The sequence below is a fragment of the Ignavibacteriota bacterium genome, from assembly GCA_016212665.1.
Classification (GTDB): Bacteria; Bacteroidota; Ignavibacteria; order UBA10030; family SZUA-254; genus FW602-bin19.
Map to the genome: position 1 here is coordinate 57,376 of JACREZ010000009.1, position 24,074 is coordinate 81,449.

General features: G+C 39.0%; 26 protein-coding genes. 3 read left to right on the forward strand and 23 right to left on the reverse strand.

Annotation, left to right across the window (positions count from 1 at the left end; all coding sequences use genetic code 11):
* The first annotated feature begins 71 nt into the window (after positions 1–71).
* Positions 72–1,247 carry a hypothetical protein gene (locus HY960_03150; protein ID MBI5214730.1) on the forward strand — a complete coding sequence of 392 codons (1,176 nt, stop codon included), beginning with the start codon at positions 72–74 and terminating at the stop codon, positions 1,245–1,247.
* 19 nt (positions 1,248–1,266) lie between these two features.
* Here HY960_03150 and HY960_03155 read toward each other — a convergent pair whose 3' ends face one another.
* The 10 genes from HY960_03155 to HY960_03200 all read right to left on the reverse strand — a co-directional run bounded on the left by HY960_03155 (position 1,267) and on the right by HY960_03200 (position 11,605).
* Positions 1,267–2,058 (reverse strand): DUF3825 domain-containing protein, encoded by a 792-nt coding sequence (locus tag HY960_03155; protein MBI5214731.1) that lies wholly within the window; start codon positions 2,056–2,058, stop codon positions 1,267–1,269.
* 177 nt (positions 2,059–2,235) lie between these two features.
* Positions 2,236–4,416 carry a fibronectin type III domain-containing protein gene (locus HY960_03160; GenBank protein MBI5214732.1) on the reverse strand — a complete coding sequence of 727 codons (2,181 nt, stop codon included), beginning with the start codon at positions 4,414–4,416 and terminating at the stop codon, positions 2,236–2,238.
* A gap of 321 nt (positions 4,417–4,737) precedes the next feature.
* Positions 4,738–5,700: a PhoH family protein gene (locus tag HY960_03165; GenBank protein ID MBI5214733.1), complete on the reverse strand. Its 963-nt coding sequence runs from the start codon at positions 5,698–5,700 to the stop codon at positions 4,738–4,740.
* 60 nt (positions 5,701–5,760) lie between these two features.
* A complete protein-coding gene (locus HY960_03170; protein ID MBI5214734.1) occupies positions 5,761–5,898 on the reverse strand; it encodes a hypothetical protein in 138 nt (45 codons plus the stop codon).
* Between the two features lie 244 nt (positions 5,899–6,142).
* Positions 6,143–6,964: an OmpA family protein gene (locus HY960_03175; protein ID MBI5214735.1), complete on the reverse strand. Its 822-nt coding sequence runs from the start codon at positions 6,962–6,964 to the stop codon at positions 6,143–6,145.
* Between the two features lie 18 nt (positions 6,965–6,982).
* On the reverse strand, positions 6,983–8,644 hold the full coding sequence (locus tag HY960_03180) for a TlpA family protein disulfide reductase (GenBank protein MBI5214736.1): 1,662 nt from the start codon (positions 8,642–8,644) through the stop codon (positions 6,983–6,985).
* An 18-nt stretch (positions 8,645–8,662) separates the two neighbouring features.
* Positions 8,663–9,640 (reverse strand): hypothetical protein, encoded by a 978-nt coding sequence (locus HY960_03185; protein ID MBI5214737.1) that lies wholly within the window; start codon positions 9,638–9,640, stop codon positions 8,663–8,665.
* A 30-nt stretch (positions 9,641–9,670) separates the two neighbouring features.
* Positions 9,671–10,627 carry a hypothetical protein gene (locus HY960_03190; protein MBI5214738.1) on the reverse strand — a complete coding sequence of 319 codons (957 nt, stop codon included), beginning with the start codon at positions 10,625–10,627 and terminating at the stop codon, positions 9,671–9,673.
* 78 nt (positions 10,628–10,705) lie between these two features.
* Positions 10,706–11,335 carry a fibronectin type III domain-containing protein gene (locus HY960_03195; protein ID MBI5214739.1) on the reverse strand — a complete coding sequence of 210 codons (630 nt, stop codon included), beginning with the start codon at positions 11,333–11,335 and terminating at the stop codon, positions 10,706–10,708.
* A gap of 108 nt (positions 11,336–11,443) precedes the next feature.
* Positions 11,444–11,605, reverse strand: coding sequence for a hypothetical protein (locus HY960_03200; protein ID MBI5214740.1), 162 nt, complete (start codon positions 11,603–11,605; stop codon positions 11,444–11,446).
* Positions 11,606–11,917: 312 nt separating this feature from the next.
* Between HY960_03200 and HY960_03205 the strand changes: the two genes are divergently transcribed.
* Positions 11,918–12,109: a hypothetical protein gene (locus tag HY960_03205; GenBank protein ID MBI5214741.1), complete on the forward strand. Its 192-nt coding sequence runs from the start codon at positions 11,918–11,920 to the stop codon at positions 12,107–12,109.
* On the opposite strand, the gene HY960_03210 is transcribed toward HY960_03205, so the two are convergent.
* On the reverse strand, positions 12,083–12,766 hold the full coding sequence (locus tag HY960_03210; GenBank protein MBI5214742.1) for a response regulator transcription factor: 684 nt from the start codon (positions 12,764–12,766) through the stop codon (positions 12,083–12,085). The genes HY960_03205 and HY960_03210 overlap by 27 nt on opposite strands.
* 350 nt (positions 12,767–13,116) lie before the next feature.
* Between HY960_03210 and HY960_03215 the strand changes: the two genes are divergently transcribed.
* Entirely contained in the window at positions 13,117–14,124 is a 1,008-nt protein-coding gene (locus tag HY960_03215; protein MBI5214743.1) for a virulence RhuM family protein, read from the forward strand.
* Between the two features lie 50 nt (positions 14,125–14,174).
* Here the strand turns inward: HY960_03215 and HY960_03220 are convergent, their stop codons facing one another.
* The 12 genes from HY960_03220 to HY960_03275 form a co-directional block, all read right to left on the reverse strand.
* Positions 14,175–15,584 (reverse strand): M20/M25/M40 family metallo-hydrolase, encoded by a 1,410-nt coding sequence (locus HY960_03220; protein MBI5214744.1) that lies wholly within the window; start codon positions 15,582–15,584, stop codon positions 14,175–14,177.
* Positions 15,585–15,634: 50 nt separating this feature from the next.
* Positions 15,635–16,162, reverse strand: coding sequence for a hypothetical protein (locus tag HY960_03225; protein ID MBI5214745.1), 528 nt, complete (start codon positions 16,160–16,162; stop codon positions 15,635–15,637).
* A 170-nt stretch (positions 16,163–16,332) separates the two neighbouring features.
* Positions 16,333–17,310, reverse strand: coding sequence for a quinolinate synthase NadA (gene nadA, locus HY960_03230; protein ID MBI5214746.1), 978 nt, complete (start codon positions 17,308–17,310; stop codon positions 16,333–16,335).
* Positions 17,311–17,321: 11 nt separating this feature from the next.
* A complete protein-coding gene (locus HY960_03235; protein ID MBI5214747.1) occupies positions 17,322–18,437 on the reverse strand; it encodes a glycosyltransferase family 9 protein in 1,116 nt (371 codons plus the stop codon).
* 24 nt (positions 18,438–18,461) lie between these two features.
* Positions 18,462–18,653, reverse strand: a complete 192-nt coding sequence (locus HY960_03240) for a hypothetical protein (GenBank protein MBI5214748.1) — start codon at positions 18,651–18,653, stop codon at positions 18,462–18,464.
* Positions 18,654–18,655: 2 nt separating this feature from the next.
* Entirely contained in the window at positions 18,656–19,309 is a 654-nt protein-coding gene (locus HY960_03245) for a deoxynucleoside kinase (GenBank protein MBI5214749.1), read from the reverse strand.
* A gap of 20 nt (positions 19,310–19,329) precedes the next feature.
* Positions 19,330–19,845 (reverse strand): 2-amino-4-hydroxy-6-hydroxymethyldihydropteridine diphosphokinase, encoded by a 516-nt coding sequence (folK, locus tag HY960_03250; GenBank protein MBI5214750.1) that lies wholly within the window; start codon positions 19,843–19,845, stop codon positions 19,330–19,332.
* A 6-nt stretch (positions 19,846–19,851) separates the two neighbouring features.
* Positions 19,852–20,217 (reverse strand): dihydroneopterin aldolase, encoded by a 366-nt coding sequence (gene folB / locus HY960_03255; GenBank protein MBI5214751.1) that lies wholly within the window; start codon positions 20,215–20,217, stop codon positions 19,852–19,854.
* Positions 20,218–20,272: 55 nt separating this feature from the next.
* Positions 20,273–20,902, reverse strand: coding sequence for a hypothetical protein (locus HY960_03260; GenBank protein ID MBI5214752.1), 630 nt, complete (start codon positions 20,900–20,902; stop codon positions 20,273–20,275).
* On the reverse strand, positions 20,902–21,966 hold the full coding sequence (locus HY960_03265; protein ID MBI5214753.1) for an AAA family ATPase: 1,065 nt from the start codon (positions 21,964–21,966) through the stop codon (positions 20,902–20,904). Before HY960_03265 ends, HY960_03260 begins: the two co-directional genes overlap by 1 nt.
* 87 nt (positions 21,967–22,053) lie before the next feature.
* On the reverse strand, positions 22,054–22,284 hold the full coding sequence (locus HY960_03270) for a hypothetical protein (GenBank protein MBI5214754.1): 231 nt from the start codon (positions 22,282–22,284) through the stop codon (positions 22,054–22,056).
* Positions 22,285–22,345: 61 nt separating this feature from the next.
* Positions 22,346–24,040 (reverse strand): glutamine--tRNA ligase/YqeY domain fusion protein, encoded by a 1,695-nt coding sequence (locus HY960_03275; protein ID MBI5214755.1) that lies wholly within the window; start codon positions 24,038–24,040, stop codon positions 22,346–22,348.
* Positions 24,041–24,074 lie beyond the last annotated feature (34 nt).

A 24,074-nucleotide genomic window follows, 5' to 3' on the forward strand; every position in this document is an offset into this window, starting at 1 on the left:
GAGATATGTGATATGCGTTTTGAAATTTCTCCCTTGCTCTCCACTCCCTTCTCCCATGCACAGCAAAAAGTATGATAAAAGAAGTTCGCTCAGAGTACAACAAACAATTCACGCAGGAACGATATAATTCGTTTCTTCAGGAAGTGAATAACACTTATCGTTTTCCCGTTGATTTCCGACTTGCGGAAACTCCGATTTTTCTCTCTCAGGAATTTACTACAAAACTTTACAACGCATGTGAAGAAATTCTTTCGCAACTTCAATCGGAGAATTTTTCACAACACGCACAAACTGCAATTCCTCCAGGGCTTGAAGTTCCGAACGAAACGAACCACACGACATTTCTCCAACTCGATTTTGCTCTTGCGCTTGACAATGATGGAACTATGGTTCCACGATTGATTGAGTTACAAGGCTTTCCTTCTCTCTATTGCTATCAGGTTTTTCAGGACAAGATGTTTCGGAAACATTTTTCCATTCCGGAAAATATGGTGACGTACTTTAGTGGGCTGGATAAAATTTCTTACCTGAACATGATGAGAGAAACGATTGTCGGAAATTTAAATCCGGAGAATGTCATTCTGCTTGAAATAGAACCATTCAAACAGAAAACACGTATTGATTTTGTCTGTACCGAAGCGATGCTCGGTGTACAATCAGTTTGCGTTACTGAAATTGTGAAACGGGGAAGCAAATTATTTTATCAAAACAATGGGAAGGAAATTCCCATCGAACGAATTTACAACAGGGTAATCTTCGATGAACTGCTTCGGAAGAAGCCGGAGATGAGTTTTTCATTAACCGATGAACTTGATGTTACTTGGGTTGGACACCCGAACTGGTATTTCAAAATCAGTAAACACACGCTTCCGTTCCTGAAAAGCGAATACGTTCCTCAAACATTCTTCCTCAATGACCTGACTGAATATCCGTCTGATTTGAGTAATTTTGTATTGAAGCCGCTCTACTCATTTGCCGGAAGCGGAGTTGAAGTTGATGTCACGAAAGAAATGCTCGGAAACATTCAACAAAAAGAAAATTATATCCTCCAAAGAAAAATTACATACGCGCCGGCAATTGAAACGCCAGATGGATTTTCAAAAGCGGAAATCAGAATGATGTTTGTCTGGAACGAAAAGCCAATGCTTGTGAACAACCTCGTTCGGCTAAGCAAGGGAAAGATGATTGGAGTGGATTTTAATAAAGATAAAACGTGGGTGGGGTCGAGTTTGGCGTATCATTATTAAGAAATTATTAAACGTGCCTTCAGGGTTTAAGCCAATTGCTCTGTGGTTTGACGATAAGTCTTGCATTATTATATGCCATCTTTAGGGTTAGACAAGTTCTTGCCGTGTAGGTTCCTTCGTTGAGTTTATGTGCAACTAAGGCTAAATCCGGATTTGGAGAACCAGATGTTAGACATAATGGTAATAACAGTTGTGTTTTTCCATCATAATATTGGGGAACAGCTATTTTGTAATTAGTACGAACTCTCTTCTTAACTTCATCTATGGCACCCACTAATTGTCTTCTAAGTTCTGCATCATCAGCATTCTGAAGGTGTGTAGGAAATCTTGAAATATTATCTTTAAGGATGTGGTCTATATCGGGAATAAGGTCACATTTTGGATTAAATATTAGTAAATCAGGTTTATCAAAAAAATTTGCAACATCTGGAAGGTTTGATGAGAATAACCTCAAAATTTGATTATCACTCTTTCTTAAAAAGGCCTTAAAACAATATGGTGTTGTAAAACCTTGACGAGGGTTTTTATATTTTTCAAAAAAAGCATAAATGTCTTCTAAATTCATTGTCACTAACCCCGTGTTGAAGCAGGCGTGCACATTATCTTTTGTAAAAACAATTTTCTTTTCTTGTTGAAGTTTGCGGAAAGTAAACTCTAAATAATTTTTTAGAATAGAATAATTCTTTGTTGTCGAATCCGAAAAATCCCACTCTTCAGGGTCTGCCAATGTTTCAGCCAAAAACTCGATACTTTTTTCATAGTTAGGTATTACTGCAAATTTGAATAGTTCTGAGTTAAATTGTTTTCCCATAGCAAGTTTTTTTTGATATCAAAATAAATAATAAGAGCCGTCAACTTTAATCTGGACGGCTCTTTATATTTTTCCTTTTTTTATGTTTTGTTTTTTGCTTGCAGATAGATTTGCAGCCATCTATATGTTATAATTGTCATAAATTGAATAGTTTTAGTTCCTATTTTATTAGAATTATTACTGAACTACTTCCCAATACCAACTTCCAAACGTCCCCATAGCGTACACAATAGCGTTTGTCCCAGTGATTCCCGAACTCAGAGTTGCCCAGCCAGTACCATCTGTTTTTGCAATGTTGTTGGCGCCTACTCCTCCTGCGCTGACAAACTTCCCGCCGACGTACAATTCATTATTAAACACGTAAAGATTTCGTACGACACCATCAATCCCGGAACCGACTGGATGCCATGCAATTCCATCCCACTTGGCAATATTGTTGGCGCTGACTCCTGCTATCGAACTGAATCTTCCGCCAACGTACAATTCGTTATTGAACACCGTCATTGCATACACACGAATTGAGTCTACGCTCGACATTCCCGGACTTGCAACCGGCAACCATCGTTCCGCAAGAATATTCCACTTTGTAACATAACTTAAATCTCCGACCGAATCCTGCAACGTGAACGAACCGCCCGCATACAACTCATTATCATACACCGCAAGAGCGTAGACGGTGCTTGGTAATCCGTTTCCAATCTGGTCCCACCGACTTGTTCTCTTTGCAATGTTGTTCACAGGGCGATTACTTGCTTCACTGAATTTTCCCGCCGCAATGAAAGTATTGTTAAAGTACGAAGTTGCATAGACCGGTCCGTTCATTCCGGTTCCGAGCGCTTCCCAACTTGAGCCGTTAAACATTCCAACTCCATGTTGCGCCGCACCCAACTGCCCGAATGTTCCACCTGCATACAATCGTCCATTTGTATCATGGAATGAATATAGATAGTCATTATCATTTGTCAGCGCGCCGACAAGTGTTGAATAAGTCTTACTATCCCAAGCCGTGATTGTTTTCTTTCCCCCGATAAAAATCCGTTCATAGAATCGTTTCAATGCAAACACGGGTTCATCAAGTCCGTTGCCGACTCCCGCCCAATTTGTTCCGTTCCATCGTGCAATGTTTTTCGTGTTTGATGCGCCGGCATAGGTGAAGTTCCCGCCAGTGTATAACTCATCCTTGAAATAAATTTTCACCGTATTTGAATAGAGTGTAGTATTCAAACTGGTTCTCAGATACATTCTGAAACTATATGTTTTGAATCGTTGATAGGCGAACGTTAGAGTTGCCGACGTTGATTCTCTCGGAACAGTCTTGGAAAGCAGGAACGGTCCATTATCTATTTGTCGTTCAATTTCGAAGAACGAACCAAACACAGCGTTATCTTTCCAACGCAATCTGACAACATCATCAGTAATTGATAATACAACTAAGTTATCCGGCGCCGGGAAGTCCAGCGATTTCGAAATCGTATTTGAATAATCGCTGAGGTTGATATTAGACCTCGCTTTGATTCTGAAAAAATAATTCTTCGTCGTCTGATATAAATTCCACAGCATGATTGACCGTGTCCCTCCGGGAACTTGTGCAACACGAACAAAGGGGGATTCATCCGTTCGTGTCCATATCTCATACCGTTGTGCGAAGTTATGCGGGTCATCCCACTCAAGACGTGCCGAGTCTTCATCCATATAAGAAATTCGGAGATTCACCGGCGGAATAAATTCAACTTTTTCCGAAGCAATATTAGAATACTCGCTTCGTCTTCCATCAGTCAACGCCCGAACCCGATAATAATAAGAACTATCATTGAAAAATGAGTCAATCAACACTGCGTATGTTGTATCTGTCGGGACAATAGTCCGTGTGGTAAAATTAATTCCGTCGTTACTCTCTTCCACTTCAAACCCGGATTCGATACTGCTGACATCATTCCATTGAAGAACGGCGGCTGTATCATTTAAAAAGGAAAGCCGAAGGGTATTCGGTGTAAACCGAAGAACGCGGGCAACAATGACCGAAGATGTAGAAACATTTCCATCGGCATCGTATGCTTTTGCATAGATTACATGCAAACTGCTATCGGGCAGGTTTTTTACATTCCAGTGCCATCGAAATGGTGGCTGAATGAATATGCGGGTACTGTTCAGTGTGTTATTAAGATAAAGTTCTACACGAACGATTCCTTTATCATCAGATGCGCCAACATCTATAACTGTGCTGTCCACAACATTCACGGTCCCCTGCATTCCTATGATGGAAACTACGGGAATTGGAGGAACAGGCTCAGGTCCTTCATCCGAACAACCTACCATAAGGAGAAGGAAAATGATTGAAGCAATTAGTATTTTATTCATAAACGTTTGCTTTAAGGGATTTGTCAGAATTTCTTTATCCAACCGATACTGACTTCATAGAATTACACGATGAATTTACAAATCTTGGTTGTCAAATACAAGAGGTTTTGCAAAATAATCTTTCACCTAATTTTCCATGTATAATCTTGTGTTAAAGGCAAAAATGGATGGAAAATGGGTTACAGATTTCCGGTTACGGGTTCCGTCTATGGCATCACTTTGAACATGAACCTTGACACAAAATTCTCATAATCACTAATCACCATTCACTAATCACTAATGACAAATGACCATTGACCAATGACTATTGACAAAGCACCCTTAATTTCCTTCCGTTCTCGGTTCATTACGTGAGCCGTATTTATCATACGCCTCAATGATATCCTTCACTAATCTATGCCTGACAACATCGTGCTTGTCGAAATAGCAGAATGTCACTCCATTGATGCTTTTGAGAACTTCCTGAATCTGAACCAAGCCGGAAACCGTTTTCGATGGTAAGTCTATCTGTGTAACATCGCCCGTAATGATTGCTTTTGAATTTGTGCCGAGACGAGTGAGGAACATTTTCATTTGCATTCCCGATGCATTTTGCGCTTCATCCAGAATAACGAATGCATTGCTGAGCGTTCGGCCGCGCATGTATGCAAGCGGAACTACTTCAATAACCCGACGCTCGACATATGTCTTTAACTTATCAGGAGGAATCATATCATCAAGCGCATCGTAGAGGGGACGAAGATACGGGTCAACTTTCTCCTGTAAATCTCCCGGAAGAAATCCCAAACTCTCCCCCGCTTCAACCGCAGGACGGGCGAGAATAATTCTTGTAATTACTCTATCCTTCAATGCGGCGACAGCCATTGCCACGGCAAGATATGTTTTCCCTGTTCCTGCGGGACCAATGGCAAAGACAATGTCGTTCATTCTCATTTGCCGGATGTATTCTTTTTGTCCGGGAGTTTTTGCACGGATTATTCCGTTCCGCGTGAACAAGACTGCCGAATCTCCATCATCGCCGCCGACCTGTTTTGCAACCGATGAAGGAATTGCGCCTTCTCCGTTGATAGCAACCAAATCCATCACGGTATCAACATCGCTCATTGAAAGCGAACCGTTCTTGGTTAAGATGTAGATGAGTTCTTTGAATATCTTTTCGAGTTGTTCGACTTCTCTCTCTTCTCCCCGAAACGTTAACTGATTGCCTCTCACAAAAATGCTTGCACTGAATCTATCTTCGACTGCATGCAAATTCGCATCGTTCAATCCTAACAGATGAACCATGTCAATTCCCTCCGCCGTAATTTTTTTATCTACCAATGAAGTGATTATCTCCTTAAACGTTTAGTGAATTATTCCTGAAATACCTTCTCCACCTCCAAGTTCAAAGGGGCGATTCGTCTCCCCAAATGATAAAATATCATTATACGTCAGTTTTACAGATGGTCGTCGGATATCGTGTAATAATTCTGTCGGATTCATGTTGCTTATTTTTTATTGATATGATAATACAAATCTCATTTCAAAAAGACAAACACTTCGTAGATTAATGATTCAAGATTCCGGGATGGTTTATAATAAGTGAAAATAACAAAGCCCATCATCCCGATGAGGAATGATAGGCTTGATGACTGACTACTTTTGAAATTTATTTTGGAAGACGCTGGAGCGTTAGATGATACATTCCTTCTCTTGAAAAATAATAGGGTCGCAAGAATAAGAAAAACTACTTAGAACCATAAATAACAACTATTACATTTTGATTAATCATTTGTTCGCCAAACTTTCTATATTCCTCATTTAGAGACCATCTAGATGCAACTTCTTTATTTATTTTTGGTGGTTCCCAGCCAAACCATGTCATACTAATCCTCTCGCGTGGAATTCCATTAGCAACGAATTTATTAAGTACACTAGTAGCACGTCTGCCAGATAAATTCCTGTTAAACTGTTTTTCACCAACTCTGCTAGCATTTCCAAATAATGCAATTCTTTTAGTCCTATCGCTTTTTAAAATATTTGAGTAAGTATCAATAATACTTGAATATTTTGAGGGAACAATATCGCTACCAGTGGGGAAAAAGATAAATTCATGTTTTGTATTTGCGACAGCGACAGCATAACATGATGATAGATGCGCAATTAAAGGAGAACAAAATTGATCACATTCAACGATGTCACGTATATATTGGATATTATCAATCAAAGAATCATTTTTAATAAATTGAAGGAGTTTGGCAACCTTACTCATAGTTGCAATCTGAACCTCGTTTATATCTGCTGTCTCAATCGTTCCTAAAAATTTTTCTAGAGAAAATTCTACTGCTTCCTTAATACAATCAGCATTCATTATTCTCATCATCCCTCCATACGATTCTGAAGGATTACTCTTTGAATCGGCCTTAGTTTCGTTTTTAACTGTTTCATGTAACCCCTCTAATTGTTTGATAATCTGATCCCTAAGATCTCCTATATTTGTTTCCTCATTTCCCTGGCCATAACTGAACCACATTGGAATTAAAAAAAGAAATAGCAATAATTTTTTCATAAATTTGCTGCTCGTCAACTATTTGTTAAGATATCTATTAATTATGGTATTGGTTTCATTTGCGTTCCAATCTAAAGATTGAAATTTTTCACATCTACCATTTTTATCAATTATCAAAGTAAACGGTATCCCCTCAATTTTTTTATCTGAACTCACAAATCTTTTATTTGCCCACTCAATACATCTTTGATCCATGATATCAAGCATTACTGGGAAAGTATATCGTTCTCTGCGCATATAATCAATAAGAATATTTGTAGAGAGATCTGTACTTATTGTTAGAATTTCAACGTCTGCCTCTTTTAGTTCTTTATTTCGCTTGGTATAAAATTGATTAAAAGATTTCAATTCTTTTATACATGGTTTACACCAACTAGCCCAAAAATGCATTACTAATACCTTTCCCCTATATTGTTGAAGAATATTTCCATAATCACTCTCGCTTGATATCATTTCAACTTCATTTTTCTCTGATTTAACATTCTTTTTCTTATCGCATTGCTCAATCTGCAGCACCGCCTCCTGACGATGTTCACTATTCTCCGTAACCAAGGCTAAATAAATTTTCAACTCCTCACATGACATTGGAATATTATTCATTTGTGAATAGGCAAATCCTAAGTAATAAAACACTTCCGGATATTGGATATTGGTCACGAATATCAACTGCTTAACTAGTAAAAAATAGTTTATACTTTGTTGGAATTCTTGCACGTCGAAATACGATTTTCCAATAAACATAAAGATTCTGAGCATTTCTTCAAGTTTTGATTTGTGTCTAACATATGCAGTATCAAGTGCCTTTGTTGCAAAATCTATTTCCTCTTTATTTATGTACTCATAAATCAAAGTAGAATCTTTCAACATCATAGAAATTACATCAGTATTTCGTTTTATAGAATCAACCACAAGAATAAGTGAATCGATTGATTGTTTAAGGTTCTTATTATCTTCATTTAAATTCACGATTGTATTCTTTTGTTCATCTATCTGCCTATTCATTTTTTCAATTGTACGTTCGATCTTATTGGGTAGATTCTTTGACCTATTCTGATGATCTGTAGTCACTGAAGGGGTAACCGATCTATCAAAAGGATAAAATGATGCTTGAATTCCGAAGTAATCATTCGAGTATGTGTTGGTAGAATATTGAATCCCTATTTTTAATGGACTATTACTTGCGAAGGTAATTGGTAGCTTAAGATTATATTCAATTGTGCTCCGCCAAGCCCCGTTTGTATTTTTTATATTGAACAATTCAAATGAGGGTTCAAGCGATAATTCTAAATCACCTAATGAAGTTGTCCTATCACAAATCGTTATTAATGGTACTTGGATTCCAATACCACCCAAAATAATTCCGCTATGTCTTTCATCACCCATTTGACCTGAAGTACCAAGACCAAGGCGAAAAGCCACGTTGGTTGCCTTTCGAGGTAAAATTTTAACATAGTTTTCTGTCGAATCATCAGCAACCTGAATTTTATGATCTAGAAGTGGATAGCCGGTTGTTACTGATATTAATTTAAAATAATCTATGAAATCTAATGAAGCGTTGAATTTTAATTTCGAACTTTCAAATATTTCTAAATGATTGAACTCAACTAACTTCTCTTGTGAAAATACATTTCCAAGATGAGCAGTAGGTAAAAGTAAGATAAAAGTGAAGATAATGTTCACGTGTAGCATACTATAAAATCACTCTTTATTTGCGCTGAATACGTACGATAAATTACCTCTATAATTCTTTTTCGTTCCCTCCTCAATAGAACGTCCATGAAACGATATTCTACATTCCCAAATACCATCTATTAGTGAATCTCTGACTGTTTCAAAAAAAACCAATTTATTATTATCCTGAATTGTACCTCTAAAGGAATTAGTAACTGTTCGACTAAAAATAGAATAGTCTAAATTGCCACTAAAGTTCGCTCCCTCTTGACGTGAAACAGTGATTGTTAAATCATCGAGTTCCTCAGAAACTCTTAGTTGGATCCTTCCTTTCCAAACACCGATAATATTTTCATATGTATTCGGGTTGTAAAGTATGGTATAGGTTCCAACATTATCCGATTCTTCATTCTTATTCTGTCTAGCTGCTATAAATTGACGTAACGAGTCCATATTATTGAAAGATCGAAACTTATATCCCGCGATCTGTATTGAATCTTTTGTAACAGAGTTAGAATAAACAATAATATTTGTTGTTGAAGAGTATAACGAATTTATTAAGTTTTCAGTTATATCTTTTTTATCACCCTCCATCGACATAGCATTACCAACAACAAAACTTAAAAAATAATCTTTTAAGTTAGAATTATATGTTTCCGCTTTAATATTTTTTATTCCCAACCATTTCGATTTTGCAAATTGAATCCAACTAACTGATGGCTCAATGACTAAAGAATCATTAGTAGTCTTATCCACTCTTACTAAAATTACCGAAGGCAATATTTGCAAATTGTTTTCAGGTTGTTCTATTACATAACTTAATTTTTGTAAATCCATTGGAAGCCTCTCTGATGGATTATTTCCAAGTTTATTAAAGAGTAATACTTTTATGTAAACTTCATCTTGATTGTTTTTTTTTGAACATGAAACAATAAAAACAAGTAAAAATATTAAACATATTTTTTCAATAAGGATCGCTCGATGCTTCAAAAAATGGGATTTCATAATATGCAATTTGTTTTTTAAAATTTTATTTTATGCATTTAACATATCAAGTTGATGCCTCAAACCATATTTTGCTAAAACACTTTTTTGCTCTACCTCAGGTTGAATTGAAATGAACGCGTGTAAATCCTCATCTGTTAACATTCCCTGTGATTTGAACATATATACATTTTCCATTTTTTTTTCTTTTATCTCTCCTTCATCATTTTCGACTTTTTCCAAATAATGAAAAGTTCGAACCTGATATGGAACTAACTTCAATTCTTTTTTAACTTTTATAAGTGTTTTATAACTCCGAACACCATAGGTTTTACCACCACTCGAGGTGAATCTTTTGTAATCTCTGATCACTTTATAAGTTGTATACATCTCTTTATACCAGAAGCCAGTAATTTTTATGTGCCCAACTGCTACTGTTATATAAATTACTGCCATGGCTATTACATTTACGTCAAAATCTTCATACAGCAACATAAAACCCAATGTCTTCCCAATAGCGATCAGGATAATAAAGGTAATAAAAACATTATCTAGAATCTTACCTTTTTCTAAAGCCATCTTTATACGTTGGCGAGTAATTTCAATTTGTCTGCTACGTTGTGCTGGATCATTTGGATCGACATCTTTATCATCAATTTTTGGACCTAAGAACTCTAAATCAGCCAATTCGTTCCTTGCACGACATCTCTCTGCTTCTTTCCTATGAAGTAATATTGCAAAAATAATATCAGCTACAATTGCCAATGGAACCAATACTTGTACAGCAAGCATTCCTCCCTCCTCCAAGATACGCCAAGCCCCGAATAATTCTCCCATGATAATAAGTATTAATAAGATTTGATCTCTATCTTTTTTACTAGTAGAAAACAACCCAGGCAACTTGATTCCTGCACCTGCAATTGGCATTTCTTCTTTTCGTGTTCCGAGCCATTCTAATTTTGCATCTCGTGATGGTTCAAAGTATTCAAGATTTTTAATATCAGGCATAACTTTCCTTATTGTTTCTGAAAAAACTTAGAATTTCTGAAGTGTAAATAACTTGTTAATTATTTATATATTCCCCCCTCACCCCACCCACTTCACCGCCGGGTCGCTCCACATTCCTCTCCCTTCGGCGCCGACTGCGGCTACGCGGAACCAGTATTTCTTTCCGCTCTCAAGATTTCCTATCGTGAATTTTGCTTTCGGGGCTATGCCTCCGTGTGTCCATGTCGAGGGTCCTATCGGGTCGGGAGAATATTCCAGCGCATACGACTTTGCCCCCTTGATGCTCTTCCAACGCAAGTCAACTTCCCCTTCGTTTGTCCCCTGCGAAACACGAACATCCAACACTTGCGGCATCGGCTTCGTAAGTTTCACCGTCGAACGAACTGACATACCGGAACTAAGGATGATTACTTCATCTCCATTACTGACATTTTCCACATAACTTGCTAACAAACTTAATGATTCATCCAAGGCTTTCTCTTTTTCTTCCGCCTCGGCTGCAAGTTGAGCCACTGTTTGTCGTGCCTGTTCCAAATTGCTCAGAACTAATTTCAGGTCATCCTGTTTTTGTTGAACTGTGTTCAAATCAGGATTCGGATTTGGAAAATTTGCATTTCCTGTCATCTTTGCCAGAACGTTCGACGAGAACTCTACTTTCTCCTGCGGCTGCATCGTCGCAAGTCCTAATTTAATTTTTGATTTTGCCATTGCTTCTCCTTTTGTTGTAATTGTGTTATTTCAGATGTAGTTTTTTTCCTGTGATATCTTGATTAAAAAATCAATTATTGTACTTATTATTACGTAAAACATGCTTGGTTATTCAGAAAACATCCTTAGTTTTTCTAAAAACATACTTGGTTTTTCCGAAATCATACTTGGTTTTTCTAAAAACATACTTGGTTTTTCTAAAATCATCCTTGGTTTTTCCGAAAACATGCTTGGTTTTTCTATAAACATACTTGGTTTTTCTAAAAACATCCTTAGTTTTTCCGAAAACATCCTTGGTTTTTCCGAAGTATGCTTTGTTTTTCCAAATTCTTGTTCATGTATGTAATAAATTCAGCCGATTTATTATCTCCATGACAAGAGTAGTATTAAAACCTTATGTAAAGAACAGTAGATTGGGGTGGCTTTTTCCCTATTTCATGCCGTTTTAGAGGAAATTCTCTCTGTGTTTTGAAATAACGGAATGAAGAATTTTTGATGAGGCAAAGGTACGAAGAATAATGAGGCAAGTCAATCCCCAGAATTGGGGATTTTTCAATTTATTTTTACTCTTGTGAGGATTTTGTGGTCGGAAAAGTTTTTGTTACCACAAAGAACTCAAAGGATGATTCACAAAGTTTCACAAAGAAAGAACAAATTTCGCTTGGTGTAACTTTGTGGAACTATCTTCGTGTTCTTCGTGGTAGAGGTTGTATGCATGACAACGGCAGAGTGGATTCGATGAGCGGCTTACAAACCGAAAGTTTTATCCAGTAACCCTTCCCTGAGCGCTTTGGAGGTTGCTTCGGCGCGGTTGTGGACATGAAGTTTTTCGTAGATGTGCTTCCGGTGGTCGTTGACGGTATTGTAGGAGAGAAATAGTTCGTTGGCAATTTGTTGTGCAGTTTTTCCGCCTGCGAAGAGTTGGAGAATTTGCAGTTCCCGTTCCGATAAATCGTATGCGTTTTCTACGCGGGAAAAGGTTTTATTTCGTTCGATAATTTTCTTTGCGGTAAATGCGTCCATCGGGCATCCGCCGTTCATCACATCGCGCATCATCTCTTCGATGTTGTAGTGTTGCGCCCCTTTCCAGTAATATCCCGATGCCCCGTTGTTCATTGCATAGATAATTGCTTCGAGTTCGTCGTTGACTGTCATAAAGATAACGTGCGTGCCGGGAGAGTGCTTCTTGAACTTATTCAATCCCTGAAGCCCGCTCATGCCGGGGAGATGAATATCGAGCAGGATAATATGCGGCGGCTCGGAAGTTTTCAAGACCTTGAATGCTTCCTCGCACGATTCGACCGCTAAGGTGCACCGGTAGTTTTCGATTGCCTGCACCTGAGAAACGAGTGTCTTCCGTGTTTCGTGATGGTCTTCGATGATCCAAACATTTGTATTCACCGGCTGATGTTGTAAGAAACTATTGTTCAAAGGAACTCCCTTTCTGTTCTGTTACATGAAAACCTGATTGATGATGGAGCAAATTATTTGTTTTTGTATTACAATTTCACACAATGTGTATCATGGAATGGGTGAACGTAAAGAAAAACAGATTAAAAACCAAAATTGTTCGCCGAAGAATTGGCAAAATGTATGAATAGTTGGAACAATAGTGGAAGAACTTTGCTCTCGTTTCTTCGTTCCGGGGTGGAGATGGAATAGTTAATAGAAAGTTAATTTATATTTATATTTCATTCACATGCTCAAAGTAATTATCGGGTATGTGAATGGTTTATCTGGCGCTCTTTTGCTGCTGGTATGGCATCTAATCGTGTGAAACAATGGAAAATACATCACAAATACTTATTTATCAATCACCAAACGGCATCACGAAAGTTGAAGTACGGATGGAGGAAGAAACAGTTTGGCTCACGCAAAGCCAACTGGCAGAACTGTTTCAAACCACAAAGCAAAATATCAGTTTGCACATTCAAAATATTTTTGAGGAAAAAGAATTGCTGGCTGAAGCAACAGTCAGGGATTACTTGACAGTTCAAAAAGAAGGTAACCGTGAAGTAAAACGCAAGATGCAATACTTCAATCTTGATGTAATAATATCTGTTGGCTACCGTGTTAAGTCTCATGTGGCAACACACTTTCGCATTTGGGCAACACAGCGTCTTAAAGAATACATTGTCAAAGGATTTACGCTCAACGATGAATTATTGAAAAATGCCGGAGGAGGAAATTACTTCGAGGAACTGCTTGCGCGCATCCGCGATATACGAAGCAGTGAAAAAATATTCTGGCGCAAAGTACTGGATATTTATGCCACAAGCATTGACTACGACCCGAATGAAGAAATTTCAAAAGAGTTTTTCAAAACCGTTCAAAATAAAATGCATTGGGCGGCGCACGGTAACACAGCGGCTGAAGTAATTTACAACAGAGTTGACGCAGGAAAACCAAATTTAGGATTGACGAATTTCAAAGGGAGTAAGCCAACACCACAAGATATTGAAATTGCGAAAAATTATCTGAGTGAAGAAGAGCTGAACATTCTCAACAGAATGGTAACTGCCTATCTCGAAGTTGCAGAGTTACAAGCGTTGAACCGAACACCCATGTACATGAAAGATTGGGTAGAACGACTGAATGACTTTTTGAAAATGACCGGCAACGAAATACTGCCACATGCGGGCAGTATCAGTCATGAACAAGCAATTGAAAAAGCCCGAATCGAGTACGGAAAATTCAGGGAGATAAATAAAGATCAACTTTCACGGGTTGAAGAAGACTTTATTAAACAAATTGAGACCACTGCTAAGCAACTGAAAGAGAAGAAATAATATTCTCCTATCCCCCCCCCAGCGCCCTGCCCCCTTGCACTCCTGCAAAACTACAATCCTTCTTGCGCAAGCACATAAGCCAGCACTGCCATCGCCGCCGCGCCAAGTTCAAGTTCACGCTCGTTCACTTTGTCAATCGTGTCGTTATCGGAATGATGATAATCGAAATACCGATGATTATCCGGTCGTAAACCAATAGTAACAACGCCTTTTCTACCAAGCGCAGAAATATCGGCGCCGCCGCCTCCCTTTCGGATTCTGTCGGCATCCACCGGCTCAAATAAATATGCCCATCGTGCAATCTTCTCAAACGTTACCGAATCGGTCGAAACGCCAAACCCTTTCGGTGTAAATCCCCCCGCATCCGATTCCATCGCGGCAAGATGTTTATCTTTTGTCAAATCCCGCTTCGCATATTCTTCACCGCCGCGCAATCCGTTCTCTTCATTCATAAAAAGGACTGCTCGAATTGTTCGCTTCGGTTTCAATCCCATTTCTTTCAGCAACCGTAACGCCTCGATTGATTGCATACATCCTGCCCCATCATCATGCGCGCCTTGTCCCTTATCCCAACTATCAAAATGCCCGCCAATCACAATTACTTCGTCAGGAAATTCTGTGCCGCGCAGTTCACCAATCACATTTGCCGATTCAACATCGGGCAACGTCTGGCAGGATAATTTGAGATTCACACGAACTGATTGTTCTTTCTTCAACAATTCGCTCAGGTAATTTGCATCAACCGTACTTATTGCCGCTGTCGGTACTTTCGGCAACGAATCAACATAGTGCATCGAGCCGGTATGGGGAACATCATCCAACTGCATCGTCATTGAACGAACAATCGCCGCAACACCGCCGACACTTGCCGCCGCAACTGCGCCGCTTCCCCTCTGGTTCACTGCGCCTCCGTATGCTTCAAATGTTCCTAACTTACTTTTATCCATCGGGCGATTGAAGAACACAATCTTTCCTTTCGCTTTCTCTCCCAACGCCTGTAATTCTTCAAATGTTTTCACTTCAATCACTTCGGCTGTCACTCCTTCCGCCGGAGTTGCAACGCTTCCACCCAACGCACAGACAGTCAATTCGACATTCTCATGTTGTTTCCCATTACTTCCGAATGACGAACCGAGAACATACGCCTGCTCAACATCTCCTCTCACCCAATGCGGAACCATCACCGGTTCGAGATACACGCTATCAAATCCGAGCGATTCCATTTTCCGTTTCGCCCACGCAACTGCTTTCGCCGCGTTCTCGGAACCGCTTAACCGATGTCCGATTGTTGTACTAAGTTCATAGAGAAGTTCGTACGCTTTTCCCGAAGCAAGTCCGGTTTTATGAATGTTCAATGCGAGGGAATCGTACGGACGAGCAACTTTCTCTTGCGAGTAAATGCAAAATGAAAAATTTAAAATTAAAAAAAGGAGAAGCGACAATCGTTTATTATTATTCATTTTGATTTCTTATGATAAATTGATATGAAACAGTAGAACAAGAACTATACTTACCTGATTTCTAATTGACCAAGTTTAAGCAATTGCTGAAGGTCCTTTAATCCATCGGGTTGCCACTCCTGAAATACTTTTTTGGTAGAACGAATTAAGGATACATCTGCTTGACCTAACATTCTTGATATATCTGCTAAGTCTTGTGGTCTTCCTGCTTGAAATTTCATTAACACAAGAAAACGAAACGGTAAAATCGGCAACCCTTGAAGGTCACGATTTTTCTGCGCCTCTTTAATTGCATCGCTAATCCATTCAGCATCAGATTCAAGTAAATCAATATATTTTTTCTTTGGTGATTTCCATGTACTTCCTCCGATGGTTAGTTCGCCTTCAAATGTAAAACGTGCTTTCAACAACTTTTCTCTCGCCTCATTTGCATCCTCCAAAGAAATAATTGCATCCAAATCCTGAGTCATTCGTTCAGGCATATAGTGTCTTGTAGCCACCGCACCAACTACTGCCCATTCAATTGGAGAAAGCACTTTTGTCAAATCTGTCCAAATTGTTACTGCTGTTCTTTTCATAAGAAATTCCTTTGCTGAACCGGAACCGGGATGTTGACGGCGTAAAGCCAAATCAATAAAGAGTCTCCTTTTTTCCCTTATTGTAATGTTATTTTCCATCAATATTCTTGATAACAAAAACTAATAAACTGAAAACCGAAAACTGAAAACCGGAAACAGGAAACCGAAATTCAACTCATCTCCATCATCCGTTGCAACGGCTTCAACGCTTTCAATCGTAACTCTTCAGGCAACGTAATTTCAGGAGAACGGTTCTTCATACACAGATAGACTTTCTCCATCGTATTGAGTTTCATGTAGGGACATTGATTACATGCGCAACTTTCTTCCGGCGGCGCAGGGATAAACAATTTATCGGGACATGCCTTTTGCATCTGATGAATGATTCCCGTTTCCGTTGCGATGATAAATTCTTTGTCAGGACTTTGCTGAACATATTTCAGCAATCCGCTTGTGGATGCGATATAATCCGCTTGGTCGAGAACTACTTCTTCACATTCTGGATGTGCAATGAGTTTTGCCTGAGGATAGACGGATTTCAGATGAAGAATCTTTCTATCAGAAAACGTCTCGTGGACAACACACGTCCCCTGCCAAATCACCATCTTCCTTCCCGTTTTCTTTTGAAGATATTTACCAAGATTTCTATCCGGCGCAAAGATAATTGGCTGTCCTTCAGGAATCTGTCGAATAATTTTCTCTGCATTGCTTGATGTACAAATAATATCACTCAACGCTTTCACTTCCGCCGAGCAATTGATGTACGAAATAACCGTGTGTCCGGGATGTTGTTCAATAAACTGTTTGAACTCAGGTGCAGGACATCCTTCTGCAAGCGAACAGCCTGCATTCATATCGGGAAGTAACACTTGCTTTGCCGGATTTATAATCTTCGCAGTCTCTGCCATGAAATGAACACCAGCAAACACGATAACATCGGCATTGGTTGAGGCGGCTTTACGCGAAAGTTCCAAACTATCCCCAACAAAATCGGCAATATCCTGAATTTCACTCTCTTGATAATAGTGAGCAAGCAAAACTGCGTTGAGTTTCTTTTTGTAGCGCGCAATTTCCTCTTCGAGATTCAGGGGAATTTCTTCGGCGATTTGCGATTGACGATTGAATGATTGAGTCATTGTTGTTTGCATAAATATACTTGCTACAAAGTACTTTTGCTAATTATTTTCTGCACTTCAGAATAGACTTGTTCAATTGAAATTGAATCAATGGTACCATCGTTCGATGCGATGTAATGGTTCTTCATACCGATTGGAGCCCATTGCAAAGGATCAGTCGGACCGAAGAGGGATAGCAACGGCATTTTCGTTCCTGCCGCGACGTGCATTATTCCCGTATCATTGGAAACAAAGACGTCTAGTTCATTAATGATGGCAGCGACATCCCTGATGGATTGTTGTTTCACAACCACATACGGATAATGTAAATGAGCGACCATCCGCTCCACTTGTTCTTCATCTTTCGGTCCGCAGGTAATAACAGTCAGCGATTCATATTCCGAATACAGTTGATTTGCAACGGCGGCAAATTTCTCTGCATTCCATTGGTTCTCTTTTTTTCCCGCCCCAGGATGAAACCCGGCAAACAACTTGTACCGTTCGCGAAATGGTTTCAAAAAATCTTTTGCTCTCGCCTGTTCATCTTCTGTCAATTCAATCACACAAGACAAATCATCACACGGTAGATGAAGTAATTTTAGAACGTCAATATTTCTTACAGTTTGATGACGGTGCGGTTCGTCTGTCCAATCAAGTTCCACTGCATGAGTAAAACAGAATGCCGATTGATTCGGTTTACCCGACAAACGTTTCGCCCCGATTCTGATATTCGCTCCCGAAAGCAACGCAAGCAAATCGCTTGTCACCGAAACGGAAACAGTTGCAGGTACAACTGCCAAATCATATTCTCTTGAACGCAAAGCGCTGAGGAATGAATGTGTCGCCATCCATGAACGCCTGAGTATTTCCTTATCATAATTTAACACAACATCAACAAACGGATGGTGTTTCATGATGTGATAATTGACGGGGCTTGCAATAAGTGTTACATGAGAATTGTGAAATTGATTTTTCAATGTTCGTAGCAACGGAACAACGCATAACATATCGCCAAGTTGGTCGTGCTGACGAACGACAAGAATATTCTTGATGTGTTCCGGCTTGAGTTGAGGAATGTGAGAAGGTGTGAGAAAAAACTCCAGGAACCTGACAGCAATGTTCTTGAGTTTATCCTCGAAAGTATAATGTTGGTTATTCAACGACGGGAAGTTGAAAATGCGGCTTTACTTTTTCTCCTCAGAACCGGGAGTTACGTCTTCAAACTCCGCATCTTGTACATGCTTGAACGTACCGTCGCGCTGTTGTTGTGGTTGTTGAAACGGTTGCTGACGGTGTTTTGTCACAACAATTTTCGTGTTCCGGATCAATCGCCACACAACCCAGAATAACAACAGATAGAGAAGATAGCGCAACATGGTTATCGAATCAAACTGACAGGATTGTAATATTCAACCGGCGCTTTGTTCGGACGGAAGATTTCATATACGAGTTCTTCAAAATGAGCATTGTTGTTCACGAAATCAATATTCGACGCGTTTACAATGAGCAACGGCGCGGCTTTATAGCGGAAGAAGAAATAATTGTACGCCTCATTCAAATCGCGAATGTATTGCTCCGACATGTTCTTCTCCATATCTCTCCCCCGCTTTTTGATGTTCGACATCAATCGTTCAACACTTGATTGAATATATACAACGATATCTGGCGTCGGGATATTATGCTCGATGCTTTGAATCAGCGTTTCATATAACTTCAACTCATCATCAGCAAGCGTGAGATATGCAAAGATTTTATCCTTCTCGAAAATATAATCTGAAATAAGAAAGCGATGAAACAAATCAGTCTGATACAACTGCTGTTGCTGTTTGTAGCGGCTCAACAAAAAGAATATTTGTGTTTGAAAAGCAAAGCGTTCATTGTCATCATAAAACTTTGGCAGGAACGGATTCTCTTCAAATTTTTCCATAATGAGATTGCCGCTAAGTTTTTCCGAAAGCATCTGTGCGAGACTTGTTTTTCCCGCGCCAATCACACCTTCGATGGCAATATATCGTATGTCGGTTTCCTGAATAAGAGTTTCGAGTGAAGGGTTCAAGCAATCTCCATAGTTCTATGAAATGGTAAAATAATTTCCGTTCGAGTTACTGTGTGTGTGTCTGAGCAATTCATCAAAAGCGTTGATATTGATTGATGCAAAACTGGATGAACAAGTTGTGGTGCAAGTTCATTGAGCGGTTCAAGAACAAATCGTCTGTTCGCGAGTTCAGCATGTGGAATTTCAAGTTGTTCATCGTTGTAGATGTAGCCATCAACAAGCAAAATATCTATATCGATCACTCTTGGTTTCATGTGCGAAGAAGAGGAACGTCCGAGTTTTGTTTCGATTTTTTTCAAAGAGTTTAATAACGACTGCGGTTGTTTCTCTGTTGATATTTCAACTGTAAGATTGTAAAAAGGATTTGCATCAGTCATACCGACCGGTTCCGTTTCATATACAGAAGAAATCTGTTCAATTGTTCCAAACTGCTCAATCATTGAAATTGCCTGAGAAAGAAATTGCACTCTGTCTCCGATATTTGAACCCAAACCAAGAAACACTCGAAACATTGCCGTTCATCGTTTCTCCGAAACTTCCACTTCGACATAATCAACCACACCTTTAATGGGCGGATGCGGCTTGCGAATTCGGACGGTAATTGCATCAACCAAAGAAAACTCCCGCAAGATATTTTTCATAATTGTATCTGCAAGTGTTTCAAGCAAATAATATTTTTTTGCTGTCACTGTTGTTTGAATAAGGGAATAGATTGTTTCGTAATCAAGCGTCTGTTTGAGACTATCGTGCGAAATGCCGGAAGAAAGGTCGGCATGAAGTTCGACATCCACCTCGAACTTGCCGCCTAAGTTTTGCTCATCCGTATCTGCCCCGTGATATGCATAAAACGAGGCGTTCTTTATTCTGATAACATCATTGCGCATAAGACGGTGCAAATATAGAAGTTTGTCGAACCAGAAGCAAAAGGAACTTTCATTCTTAAAGAAAAAGTAGTTTTAGAAACTTACTTATTCCATCAAAACATTCATGGTCAAAGTTCCAATATCCTTTTTGCGCTCCTAGTCCTAAAGAATTTACTATAGGAGAACGAGAAGCAAGATAAGCTTGGACTCGAGCTTTGGAATCGTTGTATATTAATTTTTCACCCTCACGTTGTTGTGATTGAACACACCCGATATAAGTATCGATACATTCATTAATAGAATCACTTGAAATCGTTTGCAAACAAAGATTTTCCAACATACCGGGATCTTTATTGTCAGGCATTATAAAAACACCCACATAAATACCATCATTCATCATTATGGCATTTGGATTAATCGGAATAGGAAGTTTATGCTTTTGTAAAATATTACAAATACTTGAGAATACTGTAAGAGGTTGATTTGTTTCTGCATCCCGCACAAAACCTAATCGTTTTACCGACGAAAATCCTTCAATAAGTGTAAGGGCAGGAAATTCCTTGAGGAAATTATCTTTACCTCCAATATCAACTACTTGTACCCCGCTAATTCTTAAATGTGAAAGAAAAGCGTCAAAAAAATTACATTCGTCCTTACCTTCAACTAGCAATAAATACTTCGATTCAATTTTAATGTTTTTATTCATTAACGTATCTCGAATTCTTTTTCAATAGTCGTTTTTAATACCTGAGAAGTGGCAGCAATTACTTTTGAATTTTCAGATTCCTTCTGAATACGAAAAAGACGAATATCATCACCTTCTGGTTCGTTTTCTGAATAACAATCCGAAAGTGCTTCAATACACTCTAATGAATGTGTTGTAGCAATTAGTTGTACATTGTATTCCTTACATGTCGAAAGTATTGCTTTCCAAGCAACCTTTAACGATGCATAATGAAAACCATTTTCGATTTCATCAATCAACAAAACTCCATTTTTCATATCAGCTAATGCGGCTAAGAATGCCAATATTCTTCTCATTCCATCTCCCATTATATTTAATGGCATTAAGTTTTCAGAACCAATATCAACAAAAATCATCCCTCCTGCTCCCATTCTAATATCAGTTATAGTTGGTTCTATGCCTTTGAGTATTGCAATCACATTATCTAATTTTTTTTGAACTAACAAACCCTCCATCTGTTTATCAATTTGGAACATTATTGTTTTTTGGTTTAAATAGGCACACCGTAAGTTTTCTTTATAAGGTGAGGGTACGGTCACTTTACTTTCTTTCAAACTTATTTGCCCATGAAAACGTTGATTCGTATGGTTATAACAATCTAATTGAATTCCTTCTACAAGACGTACAAAATTTGTTGAGGCTGTATACTTATCCTGTGAATTAACTATTTCTGTATTTTTCTGCTTCTTAGTTTGTTGTGGCCTGTAGTCTACATAAAGAGGAGTGATAATCAACTTTCTGTTTCGGTTATCAATCTGACCACTTAAGATTATGGGTGATTCAAAGTTCATATTCCTAAACATAAAACTAAAATCATCATCGTTCGTCAGAATTAAATCGCGAAAATTGTGAATATTAACAGGAAGTTGAGGATTGGACATACCTGACAACAAAAAAATAGCCTCTAGTACAGAGGTTTTTCCAGAGTTATTTCTTCCAACCAACAGATTAATTCTTTTTAAATCTGATAACTCAAGTTTGGAAATTCCTCTAAAATTTTCAATGATTAAAGACTGATATCTCATAACTTTTTTCCTTTTATTTCACGAATTAACATTTGTTGTTGAATGAAATCGTTCGGATAAACAGCATTATACTTCACTCACATTATTTTAGTACTGTAAATTCAGGTAGTTAGAAAACCACCATTCACCTCTGCTTTGAGTAATATGTCGTTGCAAATCATCTGCAACATCCGGCGGAAGTTTTCCGGCAAACTTCTCAGAGAGATCTTGTTGAGTCTGAAGATTGTTTCTTAACAATTTTATGATGTGCATCTCTTCGAGTTTTTGTAGCAAACCTAAAGCATTTTGGTTTGTTAATTGAACGACTACTGTTTCCATACTTTTTGAATAATTTGTTGATGTTTATTTAAATTACAAATATGTTAATTCCGAACCAAAATCAACTTCCACTTTTTTCAATCTTCGCCCAAGTATCTCGTAACGTAACTGCCCGATTGAAAACTAACTTCTCAGATGTCGAATCCAAATCAACACAAAAATAGCCAAGACGCTCAAACTGAAATCGTTCTTGTATCTTCACACTTGCTAACGCCGGTTCCACCTTCGCGTTTGATAAAACTTCAAGCGAGTTCGGATTGATGAATGATTTCCATTCATCTCCGCCCGGATTCTCGACAGTAAACAATCGGTCATATAATCGCACTTCCGAATTAACCGCATGTTGAGCAGAGACCCAATGAATCGTCCCTTTCACTTTCCTCTGACTTGTTCCGGTTCCGCTCTTTGTTTCAGGATCGTACGTGCAATGAATTTCTGCCACGTTGCCTGATGCATCTTTTACCACATCAACACACTTGATGATGTAAGCATATCGCAATCGTACTTCTCCCCCCGGAAATAATCTGAAATATTTCGGAGGAGGAACCTCGCGGAAATCATCCTGCTCAATATAAATGACTTTCGAGAACGGAAGTTTCCTCGTTCCCATCGCCGGGTCCTCGGGATTGTTGACCGCTTCAAGTTCTTCTGTTTGATTGTCGGGATAATTTGTTATAACAACCTTCAACGGACGAAGCACTGCCATCATTCGAGCAGCGCGCTTATTTAAATCTTCGCGTAGACTGTGTTCAAGCAAACCGACATCAATCATGTTCTCACGCTTTGCAACTCCGACTTTATCCGCAAAATAACGGATTGATTCAGGAGTATAACCACGTCGTCGTAAACCGGAAATTGTCGGCATTCGCGGGTCATCCCAACCATTGACAATTTTTTCCTCAGCAAGCTGCAACAATTTTCTCTTGCTCATCACCGTAAATGAAAGATTCAACCGTGCAAACTCAATCTGTTGCGGATGATGAATTCCCAACTGCTCGATAAACCAATCGTACAGAGGGCGATGGTCTTCAAACTCAAGCGTACATATCGAGTGTGTAATTCCTTCTATCGAATCCGACTGACCGTGTGCATAATCGTACATTGGATAAATGCACCACTTGTTCCCTGTTCGATGATGCTCGGCATGGAGAATCCTGTACAACACCGGGTCACGCATGTTCAGGTTCGGATGCGACATGTCAATCTTCGCACGTAGCGTTCTCGTCCCGTCAGGAAATTCTCCCTTGCGCATCCGCTCAAACAAATCAAGATTTTCTTCCAATGAGCGATTACGAAACGGACTTTCCTTCCCCGGTTCAGTGAGTGTACCGCGATGTTTCCTTACTTCATCAGCATTCAAATCACAAACAAATGCTTTTCCTTTTTTGATAAGTTGAATTGCCCACTCATACAGTTGGTCGAAATAATCCGAGGCGAAAAATTCCCGTTCCTCCCAATCAAACCCAAGCCAGCGTACATCTTGCTTGATGGAATCAACATACTCTTGTTCTTCTTTTGTCGGATTGGTGTCATCGAATCGGAGGTTGGTCTTTCCTCCGTACTGTTGCGCCAAACCAAAGTTCAGGCAAATAGATTTTGCATGACCGATGTGAAGATAACCATTCGGCTCCGGTGGAAAACGAGTGTGAACCCGCCCATCATTTTTGCCGTTCTTCAAATCTTCTTCGATGATTTCCTGAATGAAGTTTTTCGATTTAATAATCTCGTTTGATTTATTGTCTGTGTTTGTATCCATAAATGTTTTTCTATTCTCATGTGCGACCCACCCC